Source organism: Rhodoferax saidenbachensis, assembly GCF_001955715.1.
Classification (GTDB): domain Bacteria; phylum Pseudomonadota; class Gammaproteobacteria; order Burkholderiales; family Burkholderiaceae_C; genus Allorhodoferax; species Allorhodoferax saidenbachensis.
The window spans coordinates 864,891-883,199 of the sequence record NZ_CP019239.1; the positions used below are offsets into that span (position 1 = coordinate 864,891).

Annotated in this window: 19 protein-coding genes; 7 read left to right on the forward strand and 12 right to left on the reverse strand. The window is 63.6% G+C overall.

Translation table 11 applies throughout. The annotated features are described in order from the left end of the window. The first annotated feature begins 61 nt into the window (after positions 1-61). The gene (selD, locus tag RS694_RS04135) at positions 62-1,138 is read left to right on the forward strand and encodes a selenide, water dikinase SelD (protein ID WP_029707093.1); all 1,077 of its coding nucleotides are present in this window, start codon (positions 62-64) and stop codon (positions 1,136-1,138) included. A gap of 622 nt (positions 1,139-1,760) precedes the next feature. Here the strand turns inward: selD and RS694_RS04145 are convergent. The 6 genes from RS694_RS04145 to RS694_RS04170 all read right to left on the reverse strand — a co-directional run bounded on the left by RS694_RS04145 (position 1,761) and on the right by RS694_RS04170 (position 9,144). Beyond that, on the reverse strand, positions 1,761-2,930 hold the full coding sequence (locus RS694_RS04145; RefSeq protein ID WP_081708595.1) for an FAD-dependent oxidoreductase: 1,170 nt from the start codon (positions 2,928-2,930) through the stop codon (positions 1,761-1,763). A gap of 27 nt (positions 2,931-2,957) precedes the next feature. Beyond that, positions 2,958-5,120, reverse strand: coding sequence for an FAD-dependent oxidoreductase (locus RS694_RS04150; RefSeq protein ID WP_076069365.1), 2,163 nt, complete (start codon positions 5,118-5,120; stop codon positions 2,958-2,960). A 13-nt stretch (positions 5,121-5,133) separates the two neighbouring features. Beyond that, positions 5,134-5,739, reverse strand: a complete 606-nt coding sequence (locus tag RS694_RS04155; RefSeq protein WP_076069367.1) for a CDP-alcohol phosphatidyltransferase family protein — start codon at positions 5,737-5,739, stop codon at positions 5,134-5,136. Between the two features lie 673 nt (positions 5,740-6,412). Beyond that, positions 6,413-7,042: an ATP-binding cassette domain-containing protein gene (locus tag RS694_RS04160; RefSeq protein ID WP_037248430.1), complete on the reverse strand. Its 630-nt coding sequence runs from the start codon at positions 7,040-7,042 to the stop codon at positions 6,413-6,415. Next, on the reverse strand, positions 7,039-7,431 hold the full coding sequence (locus RS694_RS04165) for a Rieske (2Fe-2S) protein (protein WP_051392108.1): 393 nt from the start codon (positions 7,429-7,431) through the stop codon (positions 7,039-7,041). Before RS694_RS04165 ends, RS694_RS04160 begins: the two co-directional genes overlap by 4 nt. 12 nt (positions 7,432-7,443) lie before the next feature. Beyond that, a complete protein-coding gene (locus tag RS694_RS04170) occupies positions 7,444-9,144 on the reverse strand; it encodes an ABC transporter permease (protein WP_152528898.1) in 1,701 nt (566 codons plus the stop codon). 207 nt (positions 9,145-9,351) lie between these two features. On the opposite strand from RS694_RS04170, the gene RS694_RS04175 reads away from it, so the two are divergent. Then, on the forward strand, positions 9,352-10,104 hold the full coding sequence (locus RS694_RS04175; RefSeq protein WP_029709495.1) for an SDR family NAD(P)-dependent oxidoreductase: 753 nt from the start codon (positions 9,352-9,354) through the stop codon (positions 10,102-10,104). A 207-nt stretch (positions 10,105-10,311) separates the two neighbouring features. On the opposite strand, the gene RS694_RS04180 is transcribed toward RS694_RS04175, so the two are convergent. Next, positions 10,312-10,587, reverse strand: coding sequence for a KTSC domain-containing protein (locus tag RS694_RS04180; protein ID WP_029709494.1), 276 nt, complete (start codon positions 10,585-10,587; stop codon positions 10,312-10,314). Between the two features lie 143 nt (positions 10,588-10,730). On the opposite strand from RS694_RS04180, the gene RS694_RS04185 reads away from it, so the two are divergent. Both RS694_RS04185 and RS694_RS04190 read left to right on the forward strand, forming a co-directional pair. Continuing rightward, on the forward strand, positions 10,731-11,237 hold the full coding sequence (locus RS694_RS04185; protein ID WP_029709493.1) for a hypothetical protein: 507 nt from the start codon (positions 10,731-10,733) through the stop codon (positions 11,235-11,237). Positions 11,238-11,297: 60 nt separating this feature from the next. Further along, entirely contained in the window at positions 11,298-11,771 is a 474-nt protein-coding gene (locus RS694_RS04190) for a GNAT family N-acetyltransferase (protein ID WP_081708720.1), read from the forward strand. Here the strand turns inward: RS694_RS04190 and RS694_RS04195 are convergent. Continuing rightward, complete coding sequence (locus RS694_RS04195) at positions 11,748-12,119, reverse strand: hypothetical protein (protein ID WP_051392106.1); 372 nt, start codon at positions 12,117-12,119, stop codon at positions 11,748-11,750. The two genes, RS694_RS04190 and RS694_RS04195, sit on opposite strands and share 24 nt — an antisense overlap. A gap of 115 nt (positions 12,120-12,234) precedes the next feature. Here RS694_RS04195 and RS694_RS04200 point away from each other — a divergent pair, with 115 nt between their 5' ends. From RS694_RS04200 to RS694_RS04210, 3 genes are all read left to right on the forward strand, one after another. Beyond that, positions 12,235-12,453 carry a DUF2835 domain-containing protein gene (locus RS694_RS04200; protein ID WP_029709490.1) on the forward strand — a complete coding sequence of 73 codons (219 nt, stop codon included), beginning with the start codon at positions 12,235-12,237 and terminating at the stop codon, positions 12,451-12,453. Between the two features lie 149 nt (positions 12,454-12,602). After that, entirely contained in the window at positions 12,603-13,187 is a 585-nt protein-coding gene (locus RS694_RS04205; protein WP_029709489.1) for an outer membrane protein, read from the forward strand. Positions 13,188-13,302: 115 nt separating this feature from the next. Further along, the gene (locus tag RS694_RS04210; RefSeq protein ID WP_029709488.1) at positions 13,303-13,872 is read left to right on the forward strand and encodes a cytochrome b; all 570 of its coding nucleotides are present in this window, start codon (positions 13,303-13,305) and stop codon (positions 13,870-13,872) included. A gap of 80 nt (positions 13,873-13,952) precedes the next feature. On the opposite strand, the gene RS694_RS04215 is transcribed toward RS694_RS04210, so the two are convergent. The 4 genes from RS694_RS04215 to RS694_RS04230 are packed head-to-tail and all read right to left on the reverse strand — an operon-like array spanning position 13,953 to position 18,308. Beyond that, positions 13,953-15,224, reverse strand: a complete 1,272-nt coding sequence (locus RS694_RS04215) for an Hsp70 family protein (RefSeq protein ID WP_029709487.1) — start codon at positions 15,222-15,224, stop codon at positions 13,953-13,955. After that, positions 15,221-15,901 (reverse strand): alpha/beta hydrolase, encoded by a 681-nt coding sequence (locus RS694_RS04220; protein WP_029709486.1) that lies wholly within the window; start codon positions 15,899-15,901, stop codon positions 15,221-15,223. Before RS694_RS04220 ends, RS694_RS04215 begins: the two co-directional genes overlap by 4 nt. A 56-nt stretch (positions 15,902-15,957) precedes the next feature. Continuing rightward, positions 15,958-17,061, reverse strand: a complete 1,104-nt coding sequence (locus RS694_RS04225; RefSeq protein ID WP_241464199.1) for an SMP-30/gluconolactonase/LRE family protein — start codon at positions 17,059-17,061, stop codon at positions 15,958-15,960. A gap of 50 nt (positions 17,062-17,111) precedes the next feature. Further along, positions 17,112-18,308 carry an ABC transporter substrate-binding protein gene (locus RS694_RS04230; RefSeq protein WP_029709484.1) on the reverse strand — a complete coding sequence of 399 codons (1,197 nt, stop codon included), beginning with the start codon at positions 18,306-18,308 and terminating at the stop codon, positions 17,112-17,114. Between the last annotated feature and the right edge of the window lies 1 nt (position 18,309).

Sequence of the window (18,309 nt, forward strand, 5' to 3'; positions counted from 1 at the left end):
CCAGAGGGCTTCTTGCTGTCGAACTGGGATACTCGCAAATCCTCTTTCATCTGAAAACGCCATGAATGCCCCAGTGTCCCCTTCCGGGTTGTCGACCGAACCCCGCCTGACCTCGTTGTCGCATGGCGGCGGCTGTGGCTGCAAGATCGCGCCCGGCGTGTTGTCGGAGATTCTCAAGACCACCACCGCCATGCCCTTGCCCCCCGAGTTGCTGGTGGGCATAGAGACAGCAGACGACGCCGCGGTCTACCGGCTCAACGACAGCCAGGCGCTGATCGCCACCACCGACTTTTTCATGCCCATCGTCGACGACCCGTACGACTTTGGCCGCATTGCCGCGACCAACGCCATCTCCGATGTGTATGCCATGGGCGGCACACCCATCATGGCGCTGGCGCTGGTGGGCATGCCGATCAACGTGTTGTCCACCGAAACCATTGGCAAGATCCTGGCCGGTGGTGCGGCAGTGTGCAAGGCGGCTGGCATTCCGATTGCCGGTGGCCACACCATCGACTCGGTCGAACCGATCTATGGCCTGGTCGCGCTGGGACTGGTGCACCCGGACCGCGTCAAGCGCAATGCCGATGCGCGGGCGGGCGACTGCCTGGTACTGGGCAAGCCGCTGGGCGTGGGCATCCTGTCCGCCGCGCTCAAGAAAGAAAAACTGGACGCGGCAGGCTATGCCCGCATGATTGCCGTGACCACGCAGCTCAACACGCCGGGGCCGGATCTGGCGGCGCTCGATGGCGTGCACGCCATCACCGATGTGACCGGCTTTGGCCTGGCTGGGCACGCGCTGGAAATGGCGCGCGGCTCAGGCTGCACGGTAGAACTGGACTGGTCGCGTGTGCCGCTGATTGAGGGTGTGCGTGCGTTGGCGGAGCAGGGTATGGTTACCGGCGCGTCGGGGCGCAACTGGGCGGCTTATGGGACGCAGGTTGCTTTGCCGGAAGGCTTCTCTTCCGTTGACCAGGCTTTGTTGAGTGATCCGCAGACCAGTGGGGGGTTGCTGGTGAGTTGTGCGCCTGAGGCTGTTGATGACGTGTTGGCGGTTTTTGCGCGGCATGGGTTTGGGGGGGCGGTGGAGATGGGGCGTGTTGTTTCTGCTGACGGCATGCCCGGTTTGTTAGTGCGTTGATAGGATTACTTCTTTTGTGACAAGCCGGGTCTCGCCCCGGCGGGCGACTCACTTTCTCTTGCTTCGCCAAGAGAAAGTAAGCAAAGAGAAGGCGACCCTACTGTCTGCGTCCCTCCGCTGCGCTACGGGCAACCTGCGGTGCTCGAAGCCGGTGGGGTGCGCGCAAACTCGCTTCGCTCAAACATGCACGCCCCTTGATCCACCGCCTTCTGCGCTCCTCGGCGCAGCCAGAAGGGATGAGGGCGACTTACGGGCCGTCGCTACGCTCGGCCCAGTTAGATGAATATCCGTCCGCGCTACGCGCGGACGAAGTTCGGTATTTGGTATCCGGCTGTTGGATTGGCGGTAGCGCCGTAATGAGGAAGCGAGTAGCGCAGGTTTGGGCGGATCAGGGCTGGCGATTGTTTGAGCCGAAGGCGAGTTCGAGCCAGACCCCGCCCAAACCGAGCAACGCAGCGTGCCCGTAGCGAAGCGAAGGGCCGACGAATCCGGCTCGCCTTCTTTTGCTTACTTTTCTTGGCGAAGCAAGAAAAGTGAGGCGGCCGCCGGGCCGAAACCCGGCTTGCCAAAAAAACAAACCATTCCGCCGAAAGCAAAACCCGACTAAGGCAAGCAATTGCTCTTAAGGCAACTTTGTATATTGCGCTACAAACCGCCGATCAATCCAGTTCTTCAACCACCACACCCAACGCCCCTGCGCGCTGTAGTTCCCCCAACTGGCTACGGCGTAACGCTTGCCGCAGGACAGCAAGCTGAGGGTGAACATCGGTGGTTCGTGGGACTCGGGCTCGCGTCCGGCCACCGCAGCACCGAGATTGCGCGCCAGTGCCGGGCCAGCGCGCACGGCGTAGACCCCGCTGCGCGCCAGGTTGCGGTCGATGCGCGTGCTGACGTCGCCCGCGGCAAACACCTGGTGGTGGTTGGTGGAACGCTGGTATTTGTCCACTGCAATGAAGCCCTGCTCGTCCAGACGCAGGCCGCTGTCCGCCAGCCAGTCGGGTGGCTGGGTGCCGGTGGCAATCAGGGGCACGTCGCAGGCCAGTCCGGCGCCGCAGGCCAGGCGCACTTCATCGGCCTGTATGCCCACGGCCACGTCCTGCAGCACGGTGATCTTGTGCTTCTTCAGCAGCACCAGCAGGCGCTTTTGCACCGCTTCGGGGTAGTTGGCTGCCACCGGTGTGGTGCCGGTGACCAGGGTGACCGCCGCGGTGGGCAGGCGGTGGCGCACGGCAAAGGCCAGCTCAATGCCCCCGGCGCCAGCGCCAATGATGGCCACGCGCAGCGCGCGTGTGGCTCCCATGTCGACCACCTTGGGCCACAGCGCGGCAAAGGCTTCCACGGGGCGCACAAACAGGCCGTGCTCGCGGATGCCGGGCATGCTGCGTTCCAGTTGGGTGCGGCTTTGTACCGGGCCGGTGTTGACCGAGAGCCAGTCGTAATGCAGCGTGCTGCCGTCGTCCAGCGTCACGGTTTGTGCGCTGGCGTCCAACGCCTTGACGCTGCGTTGCAGCCAACGGATGCCGCCGCGGCGCACCAGTGGCTCCAGTGGAATCACGCAGTCATCCAGCCCGTAATGCCCCGCCACGTAACCGGGCACCATGCCCGAATACATTTGCAGCGGGTGCGGCGTCACCAGCGTGATGCGCACGCCGGGCGGGTTGGCCGCCAGCGCCTTGAGTACATGGACATGGGCATGCCCGGCGCCCAGCAGCACCATCTGGCGGGGCTGGTAACCATGGCTGGGACCGAAGTGGCTGGGTTCGGCAAAGTTGGGCGCGGCGGCGTCAGTCATGCGCCTATTGTTCCATGGTGCGATGTTTCAACCGCGCCGCCAGGTGTGGAACTTGCGGACCCACTCCAGCAGCGCATGCGGCTGGTGCGCGCGTTTCCATTCGCCGGCCGCGTATTTGTTGGCCTCGGACAGCGTGGGGTAGGTGTGGATGGTGCCCAGAATCTTGTTGAGTCCCAGGCCGTGGCGCATGGCCAGCACGTATTCGGCCAGCAGCTCGGCCGCATGGCTGCCGACGATGGTCACGCCCAGAATCTTGTCCTTGCCGGGCACGGTGAGCACTTTCACAAACCCGTGCGCCTCGCTGTCGGCAATGGCGCGGTCCAGGTCGTCAATGCCGTATTTCGTCACCTCATAGGCAACCCCTTGTTCCTTCGCATCCTGCTCATTCAGTCCCACACGTGCCACCTCGGGGTCGATGAAGGTGGCCCAGGGGATGACCGAGTAGTCGGCCTTGAACTTTTTGAAGTCGCCAAACAATGCGTTCACCGCGGCATACCAGGCCTGGTGGGATGCCGTGTGGGTGAACTGGAACGGCCCGGCCACATCCCCTGCTGCATAGATGTTGGGGTAAATGGTTTGCAGGTACTCGTTGGTCTGCACGGTCTTGTGGGTGGGGATGCCCAGCTCTTCCAGCCCGTAGCCGGTGAGGCGCGCGCTGCGGCCCACGGCGCACAGCAACTGGTCAAACGCGATGCTTTTTTCCGCGCCACCGTGTTCCACCACCAGGACCTTCTCGCCACCAGTGCGCTCGCAACGCAAAGCCTTGTGGCCAGTGAGCACCTGTACGCCGTCTTTTTGCAGCGCCTCGGTGGCCAGTGCGGACACTTCAACGTCTTCGCGCAGCATGATGCGCGGCGCCATCTCGACTTGCGTGACCTGTGCGCCCAATCGTGCAAAGGCCTGTGCCAGTTCACACCCAATCGGACCACCGCCCAGCACCACCAGCCGTTTTGGAATCTCATCCAGCTTGGCAAAGGCGTCCCACAGCGTGTCGCTGGTGACATAACCCACGTCATCCAGCCCAGGAAGTGGCGGCACAAAGGGGCGGGCACCTGCAGCGATGACGATGCTGCGGGTGGTCAACACCTGCTTGCCGCCGCCGTTGAGCGCAATCTCTACTGTCCACGGGTTGACGATCTTCGCGTAACCCTGCAGCACTTCCACACCCAGGCCGGTGTAGCGCTCCACACTGTCGTGCGGCTCGATGGCGGCAATGATGGCGTGGATGCGCTGCATCACCGCCTTGAAACTGAAGGTCGGCTCTGCGTTGTGCAGGCCGTAGGTCTTGCCGTTGCGCATCTGCTGCGCCAGCTTGGCGCTTTTGATCAGTGCCTTGCTCGGCACACAGCCGTAGTTCAGGCAGTCGCCGCCCATCTTGTGCGCTTCCACCAGCGTCACCTTGGCCTTGACCACGGCGGCGATGTAGGCGGACACCAGCCCGCCCGCGCCGCCGCCGATGACGATGAGATTGCGGTCAAAGGTCTTGGGGCGCACGGCGTTCCAGCGTGCATACACGCGGCGTTTTTGCACAGCATTCAGTACCCAACGCGCCAGCAGCGGAAAGAGGCCCAGCAGTACAAAAGAGCCCAGCAGCGCCGGGCTCACGACGTCCCGCAGGCTTTGGATGCTGGCCAGTTGGGTGCCCGCATTCACATACACCGCCGTGCCTGCCAGCATGCCCAACTGGCTCGCCCAGTAAAACGTCCGGGTGCGCATGGCAGTCAGCCCCATGGCCAGGTTGATCACAAAGAAGGGCACCAGCGGTACCAGCCGCAGGCTCAGCAGGTAAAACACGCCTTCGCGCTCCACGCCCTTGTTGATCTCCTCCAGCCGCGTGGAAAAGCGGGCCTGCACCACGTCACGCAATACAAAACGCGCTATCAGGAACGACAACGTGGCCCCGATGCTGGACGCAAACGACACCAGCAGCAGCCCCCAGCCCAGGCCAAACAGGGCACCTCCCGCCAGCGTCAGGATGACGGCGCCTGGCAACGACAGCGACGTCACCGCGACGTACAGCAGAAAGTAGGTCGCGCGCACCGTCCAGGGCGACTCTGCATAACCCTGGGCCAGGCGGTCCTGGCTGGCCTGCAGGGCGTCCAGGCTCAGGTACTGGTTCAGTCCCAGCGCAAAAAACAAGACCACGCCTGCGAGCAGCAGGCCCAGCACGCCGAGTTTTTTCAGGTTCATGGCAAACGTCCTGTCAGGAAAAAGCGCGCCAACCCCATACGATGCGGGTGGCGATGGTGATGCCGCACAGGCCGGCGAAGGCATAGGCGAGCAGCGCAAAGTGTTGCGGCCACAGGCACATGGCGGCAAAGAAGGCCAGCGTCTCGGTGGCCTCGGTCAGGCCACCCAAAAAGTAAAAGGACTTGTCGGGGTAATCGGTGTTGGTCAGGCCCCGCTTGGCGGCCAGCACCGCAAACGCCAGAAAGCTGCTGCTGGTGCCAATGAAGGCCGCCAGCAGTACGGCCGCGGCCAGCGCGTTGTCAGCAGGGCTGGCAAAGGCAAAGGCCAGCGGAATGCTCGCGTAAAACAGGAAGTCCAGCGCGATGTCCAGAAAGCCACCCGCATCGCTGGGGCGCGTCTCACGTGCCACCGCACCGTCCAATGCATCGCAAATTCTTGAGAGAAAAATAGCCACAGCCCCCGCCAAATATGCGTGAGCAGCTATCAAAATTGCAGCAATCAGCCCGATGGCGAAGCCCACCAGCGTGATGCTATTGGCCCCTACCCGTGCGCGCACCAGCACCCGCGCAGTGGCGGTGACGGCGGGGCGGATCAGGGCGGTGGCGAAGCGGTCGAGCATGGGGTGTGGCGGTGAGTGTTACACAAGCGGCACGCGGCATGTTGGCATGTGCGCTGCTCTGTGGAGTTGGGTTTGCTTTGTTCATTGTTTTTGCCGGCGGCGCACCTCGCTTTCCCCCCTATCCCCCCGCCCTTTCCACCCCGCCGGGCGGAAAGGGAGCCTTAACAGCCGATCTTGCTTCTGCGTTCCGGCGACGGAATGATTGGGGGAGGTTGCCACCGTCTGTGTATGCCACGGCCAGAGCTTGCGGTTGTAGTGATTTCCATCGGGTGGGCTCTGAGCTGCTGGCGGCTGCGCCTGCCAGTGACGAGTCATAAGTTGGCCGCGTTCATATACCCGTTCGGGCTGAGCCTGTCGAAGCCCCACCCACCCATAAGCCCTGTCTCGCCGCTGGCGCGCAGCGGCCAGCCGGCTCCGAGCCAACCCGTTTGATACACCTACAACCGCATGCACTGGCCGTGGCGGACAGTAGCGGTGGCAACCTCACCCCGTGAACCCCTTTCCAAAACGAAACAACCAAATCGGCTGTTAAGGCTCCCTTTCCGCCCGGCGGGGTGGAAAGGGCGGGAAGCGAGGTGTGCCGCAGGTAAGAATAAAGTCGAAGAAAAGGGTCCCTCAGACAATCACTGTCTGGTCAAGCAGACCCAAAACCCTTCAGCTCGCGCTGCAAGCGCTAGGACGATGCGAGCTGCGTCAGATGCGCCGCATCAGCCACATCCCCCACATCGTGCGTCACCAGCAGCGCCGGAATATTGCGCGCCTTCACCAGCCCAAACACCAGCGCACGCATGCGGTCTTTCAGCGCGGCGTCGAGTTTGGAGAACGGTTCGTCCAACAACAACGCATGGGGCTGTGCCAGCAGCGCGCGCGCCAGTGCGATGCGGGTGCGCTGGCCGCCAGACAGGGTGGCGGGGTTGGCGTGGGTGGTGCCGGTCATTTCTACATCTGCCAATGCCTGCGCTACCTGCGCATCGCGTGCGGCGCGCGGGCCGGCGGGCACGGCAAACAGCAGGTTCTCCCCCACGGTCATGTGGGCAAACAGCAGGTCTTCCTGAAACAGGATGCCTACGCGGCGTGCCTGTGTTGGCAGTGTGTCGATGCGCGTGCCTTCCAGTTGCACCTCGCCGTCAAACCGCAGGCCTTCGGGCAGCGTCCCGCACACTGCGGCCAGCAGGCTGGACTTGCCCGAACCGCTGGGCCCCATCAGCGTGTGTACCGTGCCGGGCGCTATCTGCAGATGCAGCCCACGGACCAGCGTCGTAGCGGGCGTGGACAGGTGGTGCACATGGATTTGCAGGCTCATGGAGTGGGTGCGTCCTGGGCGATGCGGATATGGCCTTGCGCGTCGACCTCCAGCGGAATCGGCAGCAGCGATTCGCCCTCGCAGTCACCGGAGGTACACAGGCCATCGCTCCAGCGGTATTGGGCGTAGTGCACATTGCAGCTCACGCTGGTGTGCGGGGTGTAGATCAGGTGTTGCTGCTTTTCTGCCAGCGGCACGCCAAAGTGGGCACAGCGGTTCACATAGGCCTTGACCTCCGGGCCGCTGCGCAGCAACAGCAGTTTGAAGGTCTGCACGGTATGCATGCAGGCCGCGCCGTCCACCAGGGTGTCGCGCAGGCCCAGCAGCGTGCCGGGCGCGGGCGCGCCTGGCACGTCAAACCAGTGTTGGGGCGGTGGCAGGTCGCTCATGGGGGCTGTGCGTCAAGTGGGTCCGGTGGATGCGGCATTGTGCCCAATGCCCTGTGCGGTCTGCACAAAGCGCCGCGGCTGCGCCCATGCCGCCGCCAGCGCAAACACCAGCACCGGCAGCAGCCACTGCAGCCAGGCAAACGCGGCGGTGAGCGAGCGCTGGCCACCGGCGGCCAGGTTCACGGCTTCGGTGGTCACGGTGGCAAAGCGGCCCGCGCCCACGTACAAGGTGGGCAGATACTGCGCCACGCTGACCGCAAAACCAATCGCCACACTGGCCGCCAGCGCACTGCGCAACAGCGGCCATTTCACCCGCAGCAAAAACACGGCGTGGCGGTGGCCCAGGCTGGCACTCACGTGGCGAAGGCGTGGGTCAAACCCCTGGTAAGGCCCTTGCAGCGCAATCAGCACATACGGCAGCACGGCCAGCGTGTGCGCCAGCCACAGGCCGGTTCCCGTGGTGTCCAGGCCCCAGGCGAGGCTGAGCCGGTGCAGGCCAACGACCCACAACACCGCAGGCAGCACCAGCGGCAGCATCAGCACAGGGCGGGCGCGCAACTGCCAGCGCGCAGGCGCCCACTCCAGCCAGGCCACGGCCCACAGCAGCGCCGCCCCGCTGCTGGCCAGGGCTAGCCACACGGTCGTCCACAGGGTGTCGCTGCTGCGCGCCACGCCTTGCCACGCCGCCCAGGTGAGGGCATCGGGCCAAAGCTGCGGAAACGGCCAGGGCCCGATGACGCTGCCCAGCAGCAATGCCAGCATCACCGCGCCGTACACCGCTACCAGCCATGCTAGCGCTGTGGGCCTGCCTACCGTCTGCGCGCGGCCTGCATGCTTGGCGGCGCCACGCGTCCAGCGCTTGCGCCACGTGGTGCCGTGCAGCAGCGCCCAGGTCAGCGCGGCGCACAAGGCCAGCACCGCCGCCAGCAGCCAGGCTGCGGCAACGCCTTGCGCGTTCATCGCCGGGTCGGCGTCTTGCAGCCACTGCCAGGCCAGCACTGCCAGCGTGGGCGGTGTGCCGGGGCCAACGAGCAGCGCCACGTCCACCACGGTGAGCCCATAGGCCAGAACTGCCAGCAAAGGCGCCGCCAGGCGCGGCAGCAGTTGCGGCCAGCCCACGCGCCACCAGGCGGCCGCTGCGCTGTAGCCCAACGTGTGCGCCAGGCGCAGCTCCTGCTGCAGGCGCTGCGCCACATCGGGCCGCTGCAGGTGGGCCAGGGACGCCCACAGCAAAAACGGAATTTCCTTGCACACCAGCACCGCGATCAGGCCCAAGCCCCAGGGGTCTTGTGTGGTGGGCCAGGGCGGGGGCGCCGTCAGCCCGGTGGCCCAGGGCGAGAACAGGCGCAGCAGCCAACCGCTGGGCGCCAGCAGCGCCAACAGCCCAATGGCAAAAGCAGCGTGCGGCACCGCCAGCAGGGGCGAGAGCAGGCGGGTAAGCCGAGTGCTCTGAGCAGTGCTGTGCAACTGCCCCACCGTGGCCGCCAGGATCCACGCCGTGGCGGCGGTGGCCAGGAGCGTGGAGGCCACACCGGTCCACACACTGGTGCCCAGTGCCGCAGCGGTGTGCGGCGCATGCGCCAGAGCGGTCCAGCCTGCAGCATCCAGCCCGGCCGCCACGGCGCCCCACAGGCTCCAGCCCAGCGGCAGCAGCACCGCCGCCAGCAGCGCAAACGCTACGGGGTGGCTGTGGGTGGGGTGGCTGTGTTGCATCGATAAATAGTAGTCAAACTGGCCTCTAGCCCTCATGGAGTATGCGCAAGCAGCTATGAAATATGTAGCGTTTAGGCATCTCGTGCAGGCACTTCTTTTGCGCTGCGTCAATGCGCGGTAGCCCCCAGTTGAACACCATAGAAGCTCTCATTGTCGGATCGTTCCCATAGATCGTGAACAGGCGCTTACACACTTCAGGAGAAAACCATGCGTTTACAAGGAAAGACTATTTTGGTCACCGGGGGTGCCAGTGGCATTGGTCTGGCCACTGTGGAGCGCTGTTTGCAAGAGGGCGCCAACGTGGCAATGGCCGACCTGGCCAGTTCCAAGGGCGCCAAGCTGGCGGAGGCGCTGGCGCACCAGCACGGCGGGCGCTGCCGCTTCCTGGCGGCCGACATGGCGTCTACCGCGCAAGTGGACCAACTCATCACCGACACCGTGGCCGCCTTTGGCCGCCTGGACGGTGTGTTCAACAACGCGGGCATTGGTGGCTTGAGCCCCGCAGATGCGTACACCGACGAAGACTTCACGCGCATCATCGACATCAATCTGGTGGGCGTGTTCCGCGTGGCGCGCGCTGCGCTGCGCCAGATGTACGCACAGGGCAGCGGCAGCATCGTCAACTGCGCGTCCATCCTCGGGGTGTTTGGCCAAAGCATGACGGCCGCCTATTCCGCTGCCAAGGGCGGCGTCGTGAACATGACGCGCACCCTGGCCCTGGAGGCGGCAGCCAAAGGCGTGCGTGTGAACTCGGTGGGCCCCGGCTACATCGAGACGCCTTTGCTCGCTGGGCTGGAGCCCGCCATGAAACAAGGGCTGATTGCCCTGCACCCCATAGGGCGCCTGGGGCGGCCTGAAGAGGTGGCGAACCCGGTGCTGTTTTTGCTGAGCGACGAGGCCAGCTTCATCACCGGCGCCAACCTGTTGGTGGATGGCGGCTTTACGGCCGGCAAGTCCTAGGCCGCACGCCGCCGCGCTCCCCGCCGGGCGAGCGCATTCTGGGGCTGGCGGACTGGCCTTAAAAACCATGCTGAACGACAACCTCCGTTCGGGCTGAGCTTGTCGAAGCCTCCAGCAAGTCCTCGGTTTGGTAAGGGCGGCGTTTCGACCCCTTCGACAGGCTCAGGACAGGCCGCTCAACGCGAACGGACGCAAAGTCGGGAGCATCTACGGCCCGCCACCACCAAACAGGTCATCCCATGATTTGGCGCTGCCGGCCGCTGGCGGTGCGGCCATCGGCGTCGCCTTGGGGTATTCCTCGGCGATGCGGTCTTCCCAGTAGGTGGCGGGCGTGGGTGCATTGCACAGCCGGCGGTAGACCTCTGCCGGCACCTGTTTGTAGGCCAGCACGGTCTTGTTGTCCCAATGCAGTTCGAGCTGCTGCGAAGCCGTGTCGTAATCGGCGCGCCGGAGGCGGCCACTGGTGAATGTTTTGCTGGGCATGGTGGGGGTGGGCGGGTTGGCAGCGCAATATACTGCCCAAAAATCAAGTGAACACTATGGCTTGCTGCAAGAGTGGCCTGCACTGTGACAGCAGATCTATTCTGGTTAGCGTTTCTGCGATGTAAATCGCGTTAAGTATCAACATGTCTCACCCTACTGCCTACCACCAACTGGGCCAGTTTATTGTGGCGTTTCAACACCTTGAAGGCGCTGTGAACGATTTGTTCGAGTTGCTCGCCGGAGGCGATTGCGAAGCAACACGAATCTTGGTGAACGACTTAGAGTACGGCAAGCGTCTGAATACTGCTGACGTTCTGTTCGCGCGATTCGTGGATATTCGCACGAACACGGATCCAGCTGCGAAGACAGAATTTCACAATCTGATGGTCGAACTCCGGGCGCTAGGAGAGCGGCGGAATGACATGGTTCACTCGCGATACCACCGCTGGATAGACGCTGGTGGTAGCGAAGGACTTCTCCGTCAGAATTCCAAGCTGCGAGGAAAGGCCGGCGAGCGCGAGGAGTCTGAAGAGGAACTGCAGCCAGCCGCTTTCGACGCTGACTTGGAACGATTGGCACAGTCAGCCGCAAAGCTTGAACGCTTTCGCTTGAAGGTTATTGATTGGCTCTACCCGGGTGTGGACGTTTAACACGCCAACCAATACGGACCAGCAACAGCAGAAGGCGGCTTCGCCGCCAAGTGCTGTGGAATGGTCATTTCCACTTTAAGTCGCACGATGCAGACACGGGAAGGTTCACTGGAAGAAGCCATCGCATTGCTTTGTGATATTCCAGAACTCCAGCAGGGCGAAGCACTGAGTTACTACGCGGCCAGAGTGGCGGACCACCCCCACATTGTTCTGATCGCCGAAATCGATGGTCAGCCAGCGGGTTTCAAGGTCGGGTACGCTTTGTCCTGCGACCATTTCTATAGTTGGGTCGGCGGGGTGCTTCCTGCGTACCGCAAGCGGGGTATCGCGCAGTTTCTTCTTGCGGCGCAAGAAGAGTGGGTCTGGGCCAACGGCTACCAGCGGATTACCGTCAAAACATCACACCAGTTTCCGGCCATGGTCGCGATGCTGGAGAAAAATGCGTACAGCCGTCTGCCGGATCAGCGGGAGAAGCTGGTTTATTGCAAGACGAAAACTGCCTCTGGTCTCCTATCTAGCCGTATCAACGGGTAAGCGCACCGACGGGGCATCGTCCGCAGGGTCCGGGTCTTTCGGGTTCGCTGCGGCTCCCGCGGCAGCCCCACCCAGTGCGCCAGCAACGGCCCCTGCGGTGACTCCGACCACCACGCCCACCGGGCCACCCACCGCCACACCGATGGTAGCGCCTGTGGCTGCACCGGCGACCGCGCCGCCACCGATCAAGACCGACTTGGCCTCGCGTTGTGCGTCGTGTGGATTGAGCGCCACCTGGGCCGAAGCATCTGGGTCTTGCGACGGAATGCCATGGCCGGGGAGGGCCTGGTCGGCAAGGTCTTTGTCTGTGGCCGTGGGGTTGCGCGGCTGGGCGGCGAATCGGGTCATGGGCTTCTCCTGGCTGTGTAGGCGATGGAGTGACCGTAGTGCGCGGCGGTCGGCCTGTCTGTGGGACAGCGTACGGTCGCAGCCCCTGGTGCGCCGACGCGATAGCATCCTGACCATGATCCGCTTCGAATTTGGCCTCCATATCTCCTCTCTGGAATACCTCCCGTACTACCGCGGTGAAGTGCGCAATGTGCTGGCCCGGTGTGCGGACGGGCGCAAGGTGCAGTTTCCCGCAACGCTGCTGCAACCGTTTGTGACCAGCGCAGGTATTCGCGGCAGCTTTGTGTTGACGTGTGACGACGACGGCAAAGGGGCGCAGCTGCAACGCAGCTAAGGCGTGGGAACCGGCGCGTGTGAGGGCCATCGCCGCCTTCACATTTGTTTACAACCCAGGCGTTCTTTTTTACGCGCCTTTTGCCCAACTGCAAACGCAGCTTTACGCGCCGCCGCGACCATGAAGGTCCCTTAACTCGGATCTTCTCCATGAAAAAATTGCTTCTGACGACTGTCGCTTTGGGCGCCTTTGCAGCCTCTTCTGCTTTTGCGGCGGGCCCGGCAGATCTCTCTGGTTTGAGCATCGGCGCCAACGCTGAATTCTCTGCGGGGTCTTCCAGTGCGACGGATGGAACGTCTGATACAGGAAAGAGCACGGCCCTCGGTTTGCAGGGCCGTTATGACTGGGCACTGGCCCCCAATTTCGCCATCGGCCTGGGTGCTTCCTACAGCTCGGGTAACCACCAGACGGGCACCTACGCCAACGGCACCGCGGCCAATATCAACAACCGGTATTCGATTGACGTCATCCCCACCATCGCGCTGTCCAATGACTTTCAGCTCTACGGCAAGCTGTCTTCCATTTACGGATCTGCCGCGTCCAATGACGGCAGCAGCTCTGCCGATGTGCAGGGCGTGGGCTACGGCATTGGTGTGCGCCAGATGCTGGACAAAAACATGTACTGGCAAGCGGGTTACGACCTGAACCAGTTCAAGGATGTGACCTTCGGAACGGGCACCACATCGAGCCTGCGTGAGAACGTCTTCTCGCTGGGCGTTGGCTACAAGTTCTGATGTAGTCGCCCTATGGGCCGTGCACAAGCCCCCTGGAGCTCGCTTCAGGGGGCTTGTGTCTGCCTCCCGTGCTGTCTGGTAGGGCGCATACTCCCTAAAATCTTCAGGAGAGGCCATGCGCCCAAAATCTTCAGGCTATTACGACCTTGCGAGTCGTGCTTTCCACTGGATCACCGCTGTTGCAGTGACTGCCGCCTTCATCCTGGGGCCCGGCGGGTTTGGCCGCCTGATGCGCAACGGCGTGGACCCGGCGACGCACAGCGACATCGTGTGGCACGAGTCTCTGGGGCTGCTGGTGTTCGCATTAACGGTGCTGCGTCTGCTGTGGGTGGCGTTGCGTCCTGCCGTGCCTCAATTTTCCATGGCACCGTGGATGCGTCTGGCATCCAAAGGGACGCATTTGGCGCTGTGGGCTCTGATGCTTGCCTTGCCGGTGACGGCGATTGTGGCTTTGGGCAGCGAAGGGCACCCTCTCACGCTGCTGGGCGGTATCCGTATCGACCAGATGCCCCTGATTGCCGAGTCCCCCATCGCCGGCCTTGCCGATTGGGGCGATGTGCACGGACTGCTGGGCGACGCCATCATGTGGATCGCCGGCCTGCACGCTGCTGCAGCCATCTTCCACCATGTTCTCCTCCGGGACGGTGTGCTGGCCGCCATGCTGCCTTTCCTGCGTCGTCGCTAGCTTCTGCGCTAGATCTACGCATGAAATAGGCCTCTAGCCCGCATGCAGCATGCGCAGGCAGCTACCAAAACAGTAGCAATTTAGAACTGCTGTACCGCCCCGGCCCAGGCCAGTCCTGCGGCCACACCACCAAACCGGTTGCCCTCCACCAGCGTGGCCTGGGGCATGGCCTGGCGCAGCGCGGCTATCAGGGTGCGCAGGGCAGACGAGCCGCCGGTCAAATACACGGCATCCACCGCTTGCAGGCCCGCAGCCGCCACGCAGTCTTGCGCGCACCGCACCACCTGGGCGATGGACGTGTGCAGGGCCAGCTCCATGCTTTGCGCGTCAATGTGGGGCGTGAGTGTGCGGTCCAGAAAATCCAGATCCACCACGGCGCTGTCGCCGCTGATGGAGCAGGCGATTTTGGCGGCCTCCACACCCGCCAGCATGCGGTGGCCGTGTTGGCCTTCCAGCGCATCCATCAGGCGCGTGTGCAGCGCCGGGTCGGTGTAGGCGGTCCATAACTCGCGGGCAAAGTGCATGGACTTGCGTGTGTAGGCCTGGTGGATCAGGTGCCAGGTGCTCAGGTCAAAAAACACACTGTTGGGCACAATGCGCCCGCCCGTGCCCACATGTTTGTAGCCCAAGAGTGGCATCACGGTGGCGAGGTCCAGCAGGCGGTCAAAGTCGGTGCCGCCGATGTGTACGCCGGTGGTGGCCAGGATGTCGGCGGTGCGGTCGCTCTGCGTGCTTCGCGCCGGGTTCAGGCGGATGACGGTGAAGTCGGATGTACCGCCGCCAATGTCCACCACCAGCGCGCTGGTTTCTTGCGCCACGCGCTGCTCATAGTCCAGCGCGGCGGCAATCGGCTCCAACTGGTAGGCGATGTGGGTGAAGCCGGCTTCCTGCGCGGCTTTGCCCAGCGTTTCCTGCGCGAGCAGGTCGCGGTCGGCGTCGTCGTCTACAAAGTGCACCGGGCGGCCCAGCATGGCGTGGGTCAGCGCATGGCCTGCGTGGGCTTCGCAGCGGCGTTTGAGCTCTTTGAAGAACAACACCACGATGTCGAAGTAGCGAATGCTTTTGTCACCCACTGCGGTGTATTCGTCCATCAGCCTGCTCCCCAGCAGGCTCTTGAGGGAGCGCAGCAGCCGCCCCTCGGTGCCCGCCAGATAGGCCTGCATGGCCTCGGAGCCAAACAACACGGTGTGGGTTTCGCTGGCGAAGAACAGCGCGGTGGGCATCTCGCTGCGTGCGCCGTCCAGTGGAACGACCTGCAGTGTGCCGTCGGCCGCGATCAGCGCGGCGGCGGAGTTGGAAGTGCCAAAGTCAATGCCCAGTACCACCGGGCGTGTGGTGGTGTCCCCGCTCACGCTGCGCTGGATGTCAGGACCTGTTTCAGAAAGACCGCAATGTCGGCAATCTCGCTCGGATGCACGCTGTGCTGCATGGGGTAGGTGTGCCATTGCACCGGGTGGCCCATTGCGGCCAGCGCGTCGCGCGAATCTTCACCGCGTTTCAGAATGACCACTGGGTCGGCCGTGCCGTGCGCCATGAAGACGGGCGTCTTGGCATTGGCGGCGTGGCGCTCCGAGGGGAAGCGGTCGGCCAGCGGCAGGTAACCCGACAGCGCCATGATGCCTGCGAGTTTGTGCGGCAGGCGCAGGCCGGTGTGCAGCGCCATGGCGCAGCCCTGGCTGAAGCCGGCGAGCACGATGCGCTCGTACGGGATGCCACGCGCGACTTCGTTCTCAATCAGCGCGGTGATCGCCCATTCGGATTTCTGGATACCGCGGTCGTCCTGCCGGTCCACCAGGTTCGCACCCAGGATGTCGTACCAGGCGGGCATGACGTAACCGCCATTGATGGTGACCGGAATCTTGGGCGCGTGCGGGAACACAAAACGGATGGGCGGGCAGCCATCCAGATCCAGTTCGGGCACCAGCCCGGCAAAGTCATTGCCATCCGCTCCCAGGCCGTGCAGCCAGATGACGGCGGCAGTGGGGTTGGGGGCGGATTCGAGTTCGATGCGGGGGAGGAGGGCAGTCATGGCGGGTGCAAAAGGTCGTTGCTATTGACCCGCCATTGTCCGCGAAAGCAGGGGCGCTACTTATTCGGCAACCAACCCAAGCCATGCGCGTGCAGGCTTTGCACATACAGCCGGTCTTTGGTTTCGGTGATGGCCGTGGTTTCTGGGTAAGCACCCGTGGGGTCCTGCAGGTCGGCGACGACCTTGCCGTCTTCGGTGAAGGCAAACACGTGGCCATAAGCCTTGGGGATGGGCCACAGCGCACGCGGCAGGCGCAGCGTCAGGCTGCGCATCCAGGGTTTGGCAGCGAGCTTGTCGATGGTGGGGTTGCGCGGCTTGGCCAGGCCCACCCAGATCTTGCCGTCCAGCCCGCGCATCAGGTTGTCCGGGTAGCCGGGCAGGTTGTCCAGCAGCACGCTGGCTTGCGGGTTGGGCTGGGTCACATCGAGGTTGTTGGCTGCCACAGCGATTTTCCAGACGCGGTATTTGCCGGTTTCGTTCACAAACAGGGTTTGTTCGTCCTGGCTCAGTGCCACGCCGTTGGCAAAGGCCAGGCCTTTGGCGACGATGCGGGTGGCCTGGGTGGCGGGGTCGTATTCCAGAATGCGGCCGGTAGAGGCCTGCTCCAGGATATCGAGCACGCTGGCCTCAAAGGTGCCGCCCCAGTCCTTGGGCGCGAAGCGGGTGGAGGCTTCGCTCAAATACATCTTGCCGTTCTTCGCCACCACCACGCCATCGGCGTAACGGATGGGGTCACTGCCCACCTTGTCGGTCAGCACGGTGATGGTTTTGCCATCGGGGTCGATAGACAGCAGACCCTTGACGGCATCGGCAGCGATCAAATTACCTTTGGCGTCAAAGTCAAAACCCAGTACACGCCCGCCGGTGTTGGCGAACACCTCCTGCCCGCCGCCATCGGCGTTCATGCGCAGGATGTTGCCGCTGGCCACTGTGGTGTAGAGCTTGCCGTCGGCACCAAACAGGATGTGTTCGGGGCCGACCTCGCCCTTGAGGTCAATGATCTGCAGGTTGGCCAACTTGGTGTTGACCGCGTGCGGGCCCACGTAACCGGGCGCCGCGGGCGCGGCCCACACCACGGGCTGGATGGGCACGGGCCATAGGAACAAATAGGCCACCAGCAGCACGACGATTCCCAGCAATCCCAAAAGCACTTTTTTCACTGTCTCTCTCCTTGGTATTTTTATCCGTTAGATGCTGGCGCTCAGGTGTTTCACACCCCGTAGCGCCGCGCCCATTCTTTTTCCAGCAGGTCCACCCACGAACCGTGTGGCTCGGGGATGGCGGGGGCGCTAATATCCACCTGGCCCGGCAGGGGCTTGGCGGCAAAACGTGCGCGTTCAGCAGGCGGCAGCTTGTGCAGTGCCAGCACGGTGGGGTCGCCCCAGACCGCAATGTCAGCCTTGCGTGCCTGTGCGGCGGGGCTTAGCAGGAAGTTGGCAAACACCTGGGCGCCAGCGGCGGCGCGGGCGTTCACCGGGATCGCCAGAAAGTGTGTGTTGCCAATCGTACCGCTACTGAATTGGTAGCTGACCACGCTGTCTGCAAGTCGCTTGGCGGCAATTTCATTGGCCGCGTCGTTGGGGTTGAAGGTGAGTGCCAGCAGCAGCTCACCGTCGGCCATCATCTGGCGCACGGCGGCTGCGTTTTGCGGGAATTGCTTGCCTGCGCGCCACAGGTGCGGGTGCAGCGCATCCAGCGCAGTCCAGAGCGGTGCGGTGGCTTTGGCAAACGCTTCGGGTGTCACCGGCTTGTACAGCGTGGCCCGGTCTGCATTCACATCCAGCAGCACCTGCTTGACGAACGTGGTGCCGTGGAAATCGGGCGGACGTGGGTAGGTGACACGGCCCGGGTTGGCCTTGGCAAAGGCCAGCAGCTCGGTCAGGCTTTTGGGCGGGGACGGCACGCGTTTGCTGTCGGCCATGAAGGTGAGCTGTGCCATGCCCCACGGGGCTTCCATGCCGTCCACCGGCTCGGAGAAATCAAAACGTGTGGTGGGCTTGCCTTGTGTGTCTACATAGGCGTAGGACGGCAGCTTTTCAGCGAAGGGGCCGAACAGCAGGCCCTCGCGTTTCATGGCCAGAAAGTTCTCGCCATTGATCCACACCAGATCTACCGTGCCATCCTTCTTGCCCGCGGCCTTTTCGTTGCGCACGCGTTTGACCACGTCAGCGGTGTCCGTCACCTTCACATGCTCCACCTTCACGCCATGGCTTTGCTGCACCTGGGCGGCCGCCCACTGGATGTAGGCGTTGATGTTTTCCGCGCCGCCCCAGGCGTTGAAGTACACGGTCTGCCCGCGTGCGGTGCGCTCCACCTGGCTCCATGCGGCGTTGTTCTGCGCAAAGGCGGGTGCAGTGAGGGCGGCGCCGGTCAAGGCGAGAACGTGGCGGCGTGTGGGGTGGGTCATG

What these genes read in the sequence shown, in the direction of transcription:
- selD (WP_029707093.1), top strand. Translation starts at nt 62, where the DNA reads ATGAATGCCCCAGTGTCCCCTTCCGGGTTGTCGACCGAACCCCGCCTG.
- RS694_RS04145 (WP_081708595.1), bottom strand. Translation starts at nt 2,930, where the DNA reads ATGACTGACGCCGCCGCGCCCAACTTTGCCGAACCCAGCCACTTCGGT.
- RS694_RS04150 (WP_076069365.1), bottom strand. Translation starts at nt 5,120, where the DNA reads ATGAACCTGAAAAAACTCGGCGTGCTGGGCCTGCTGCTCGCAGGCGTG.
- RS694_RS04155 (WP_076069367.1), bottom strand. Translation starts at nt 5,739, where the DNA reads ATGCTCGACCGCTTCGCCACCGCCCTGATCCGCCCCGCCGTCACCGCC.
- RS694_RS04160 (WP_037248430.1), bottom strand. Translation starts at nt 7,042, where the DNA reads ATGAGCCTGCAAATCCATGTGCACCACCTGTCCACGCCCGCTACGACG.
- RS694_RS04165 (WP_051392108.1), bottom strand. Translation starts at nt 7,431, where the DNA reads ATGAGCGACCTGCCACCGCCCCAACACTGGTTTGACGTGCCAGGCGCG.
- RS694_RS04170 (WP_152528898.1), bottom strand. Translation starts at nt 9,144, where the DNA reads ATGCAACACAGCCACCCCACCCACAGCCACCCCGTAGCGTTTGCGCTG.
- RS694_RS04175 (WP_029709495.1), top strand. Translation starts at nt 9,352, where the DNA reads ATGCGTTTACAAGGAAAGACTATTTTGGTCACCGGGGGTGCCAGTGGC.
- RS694_RS04180 (WP_029709494.1), bottom strand. Translation starts at nt 10,587, where the DNA reads ATGCCCAGCAAAACATTCACCAGTGGCCGCCTCCGGCGCGCCGATTAC.
- RS694_RS04185 (WP_029709493.1), top strand. Translation starts at nt 10,731, where the DNA reads ATGTCTCACCCTACTGCCTACCACCAACTGGGCCAGTTTATTGTGGCG.
- RS694_RS04190 (WP_081708720.1), top strand. Translation starts at nt 11,298, where the DNA reads ATGGTCATTTCCACTTTAAGTCGCACGATGCAGACACGGGAAGGTTCA.
- RS694_RS04195 (WP_051392106.1), bottom strand. Translation starts at nt 12,119, where the DNA reads ATGACCCGATTCGCCGCCCAGCCGCGCAACCCCACGGCCACAGACAAA.
- RS694_RS04200 (WP_029709490.1), top strand. Translation starts at nt 12,235, where the DNA reads ATGATCCGCTTCGAATTTGGCCTCCATATCTCCTCTCTGGAATACCTC.
- RS694_RS04205 (WP_029709489.1), top strand. Translation starts at nt 12,603, where the DNA reads ATGAAAAAATTGCTTCTGACGACTGTCGCTTTGGGCGCCTTTGCAGCC.
- RS694_RS04210 (WP_029709488.1), top strand. Translation starts at nt 13,303, where the DNA reads ATGCGCCCAAAATCTTCAGGCTATTACGACCTTGCGAGTCGTGCTTTC.
- RS694_RS04220 (WP_029709486.1), bottom strand. Translation starts at nt 15,901, where the DNA reads ATGACTGCCCTCCTCCCCCGCATCGAACTCGAATCCGCCCCCAACCCC.
- RS694_RS04230 (WP_029709484.1), bottom strand. Translation starts at nt 18,308, where the DNA reads ATGACCCACCCCACACGCCGCCACGTTCTCGCCTTGACCGGCGCCGCC.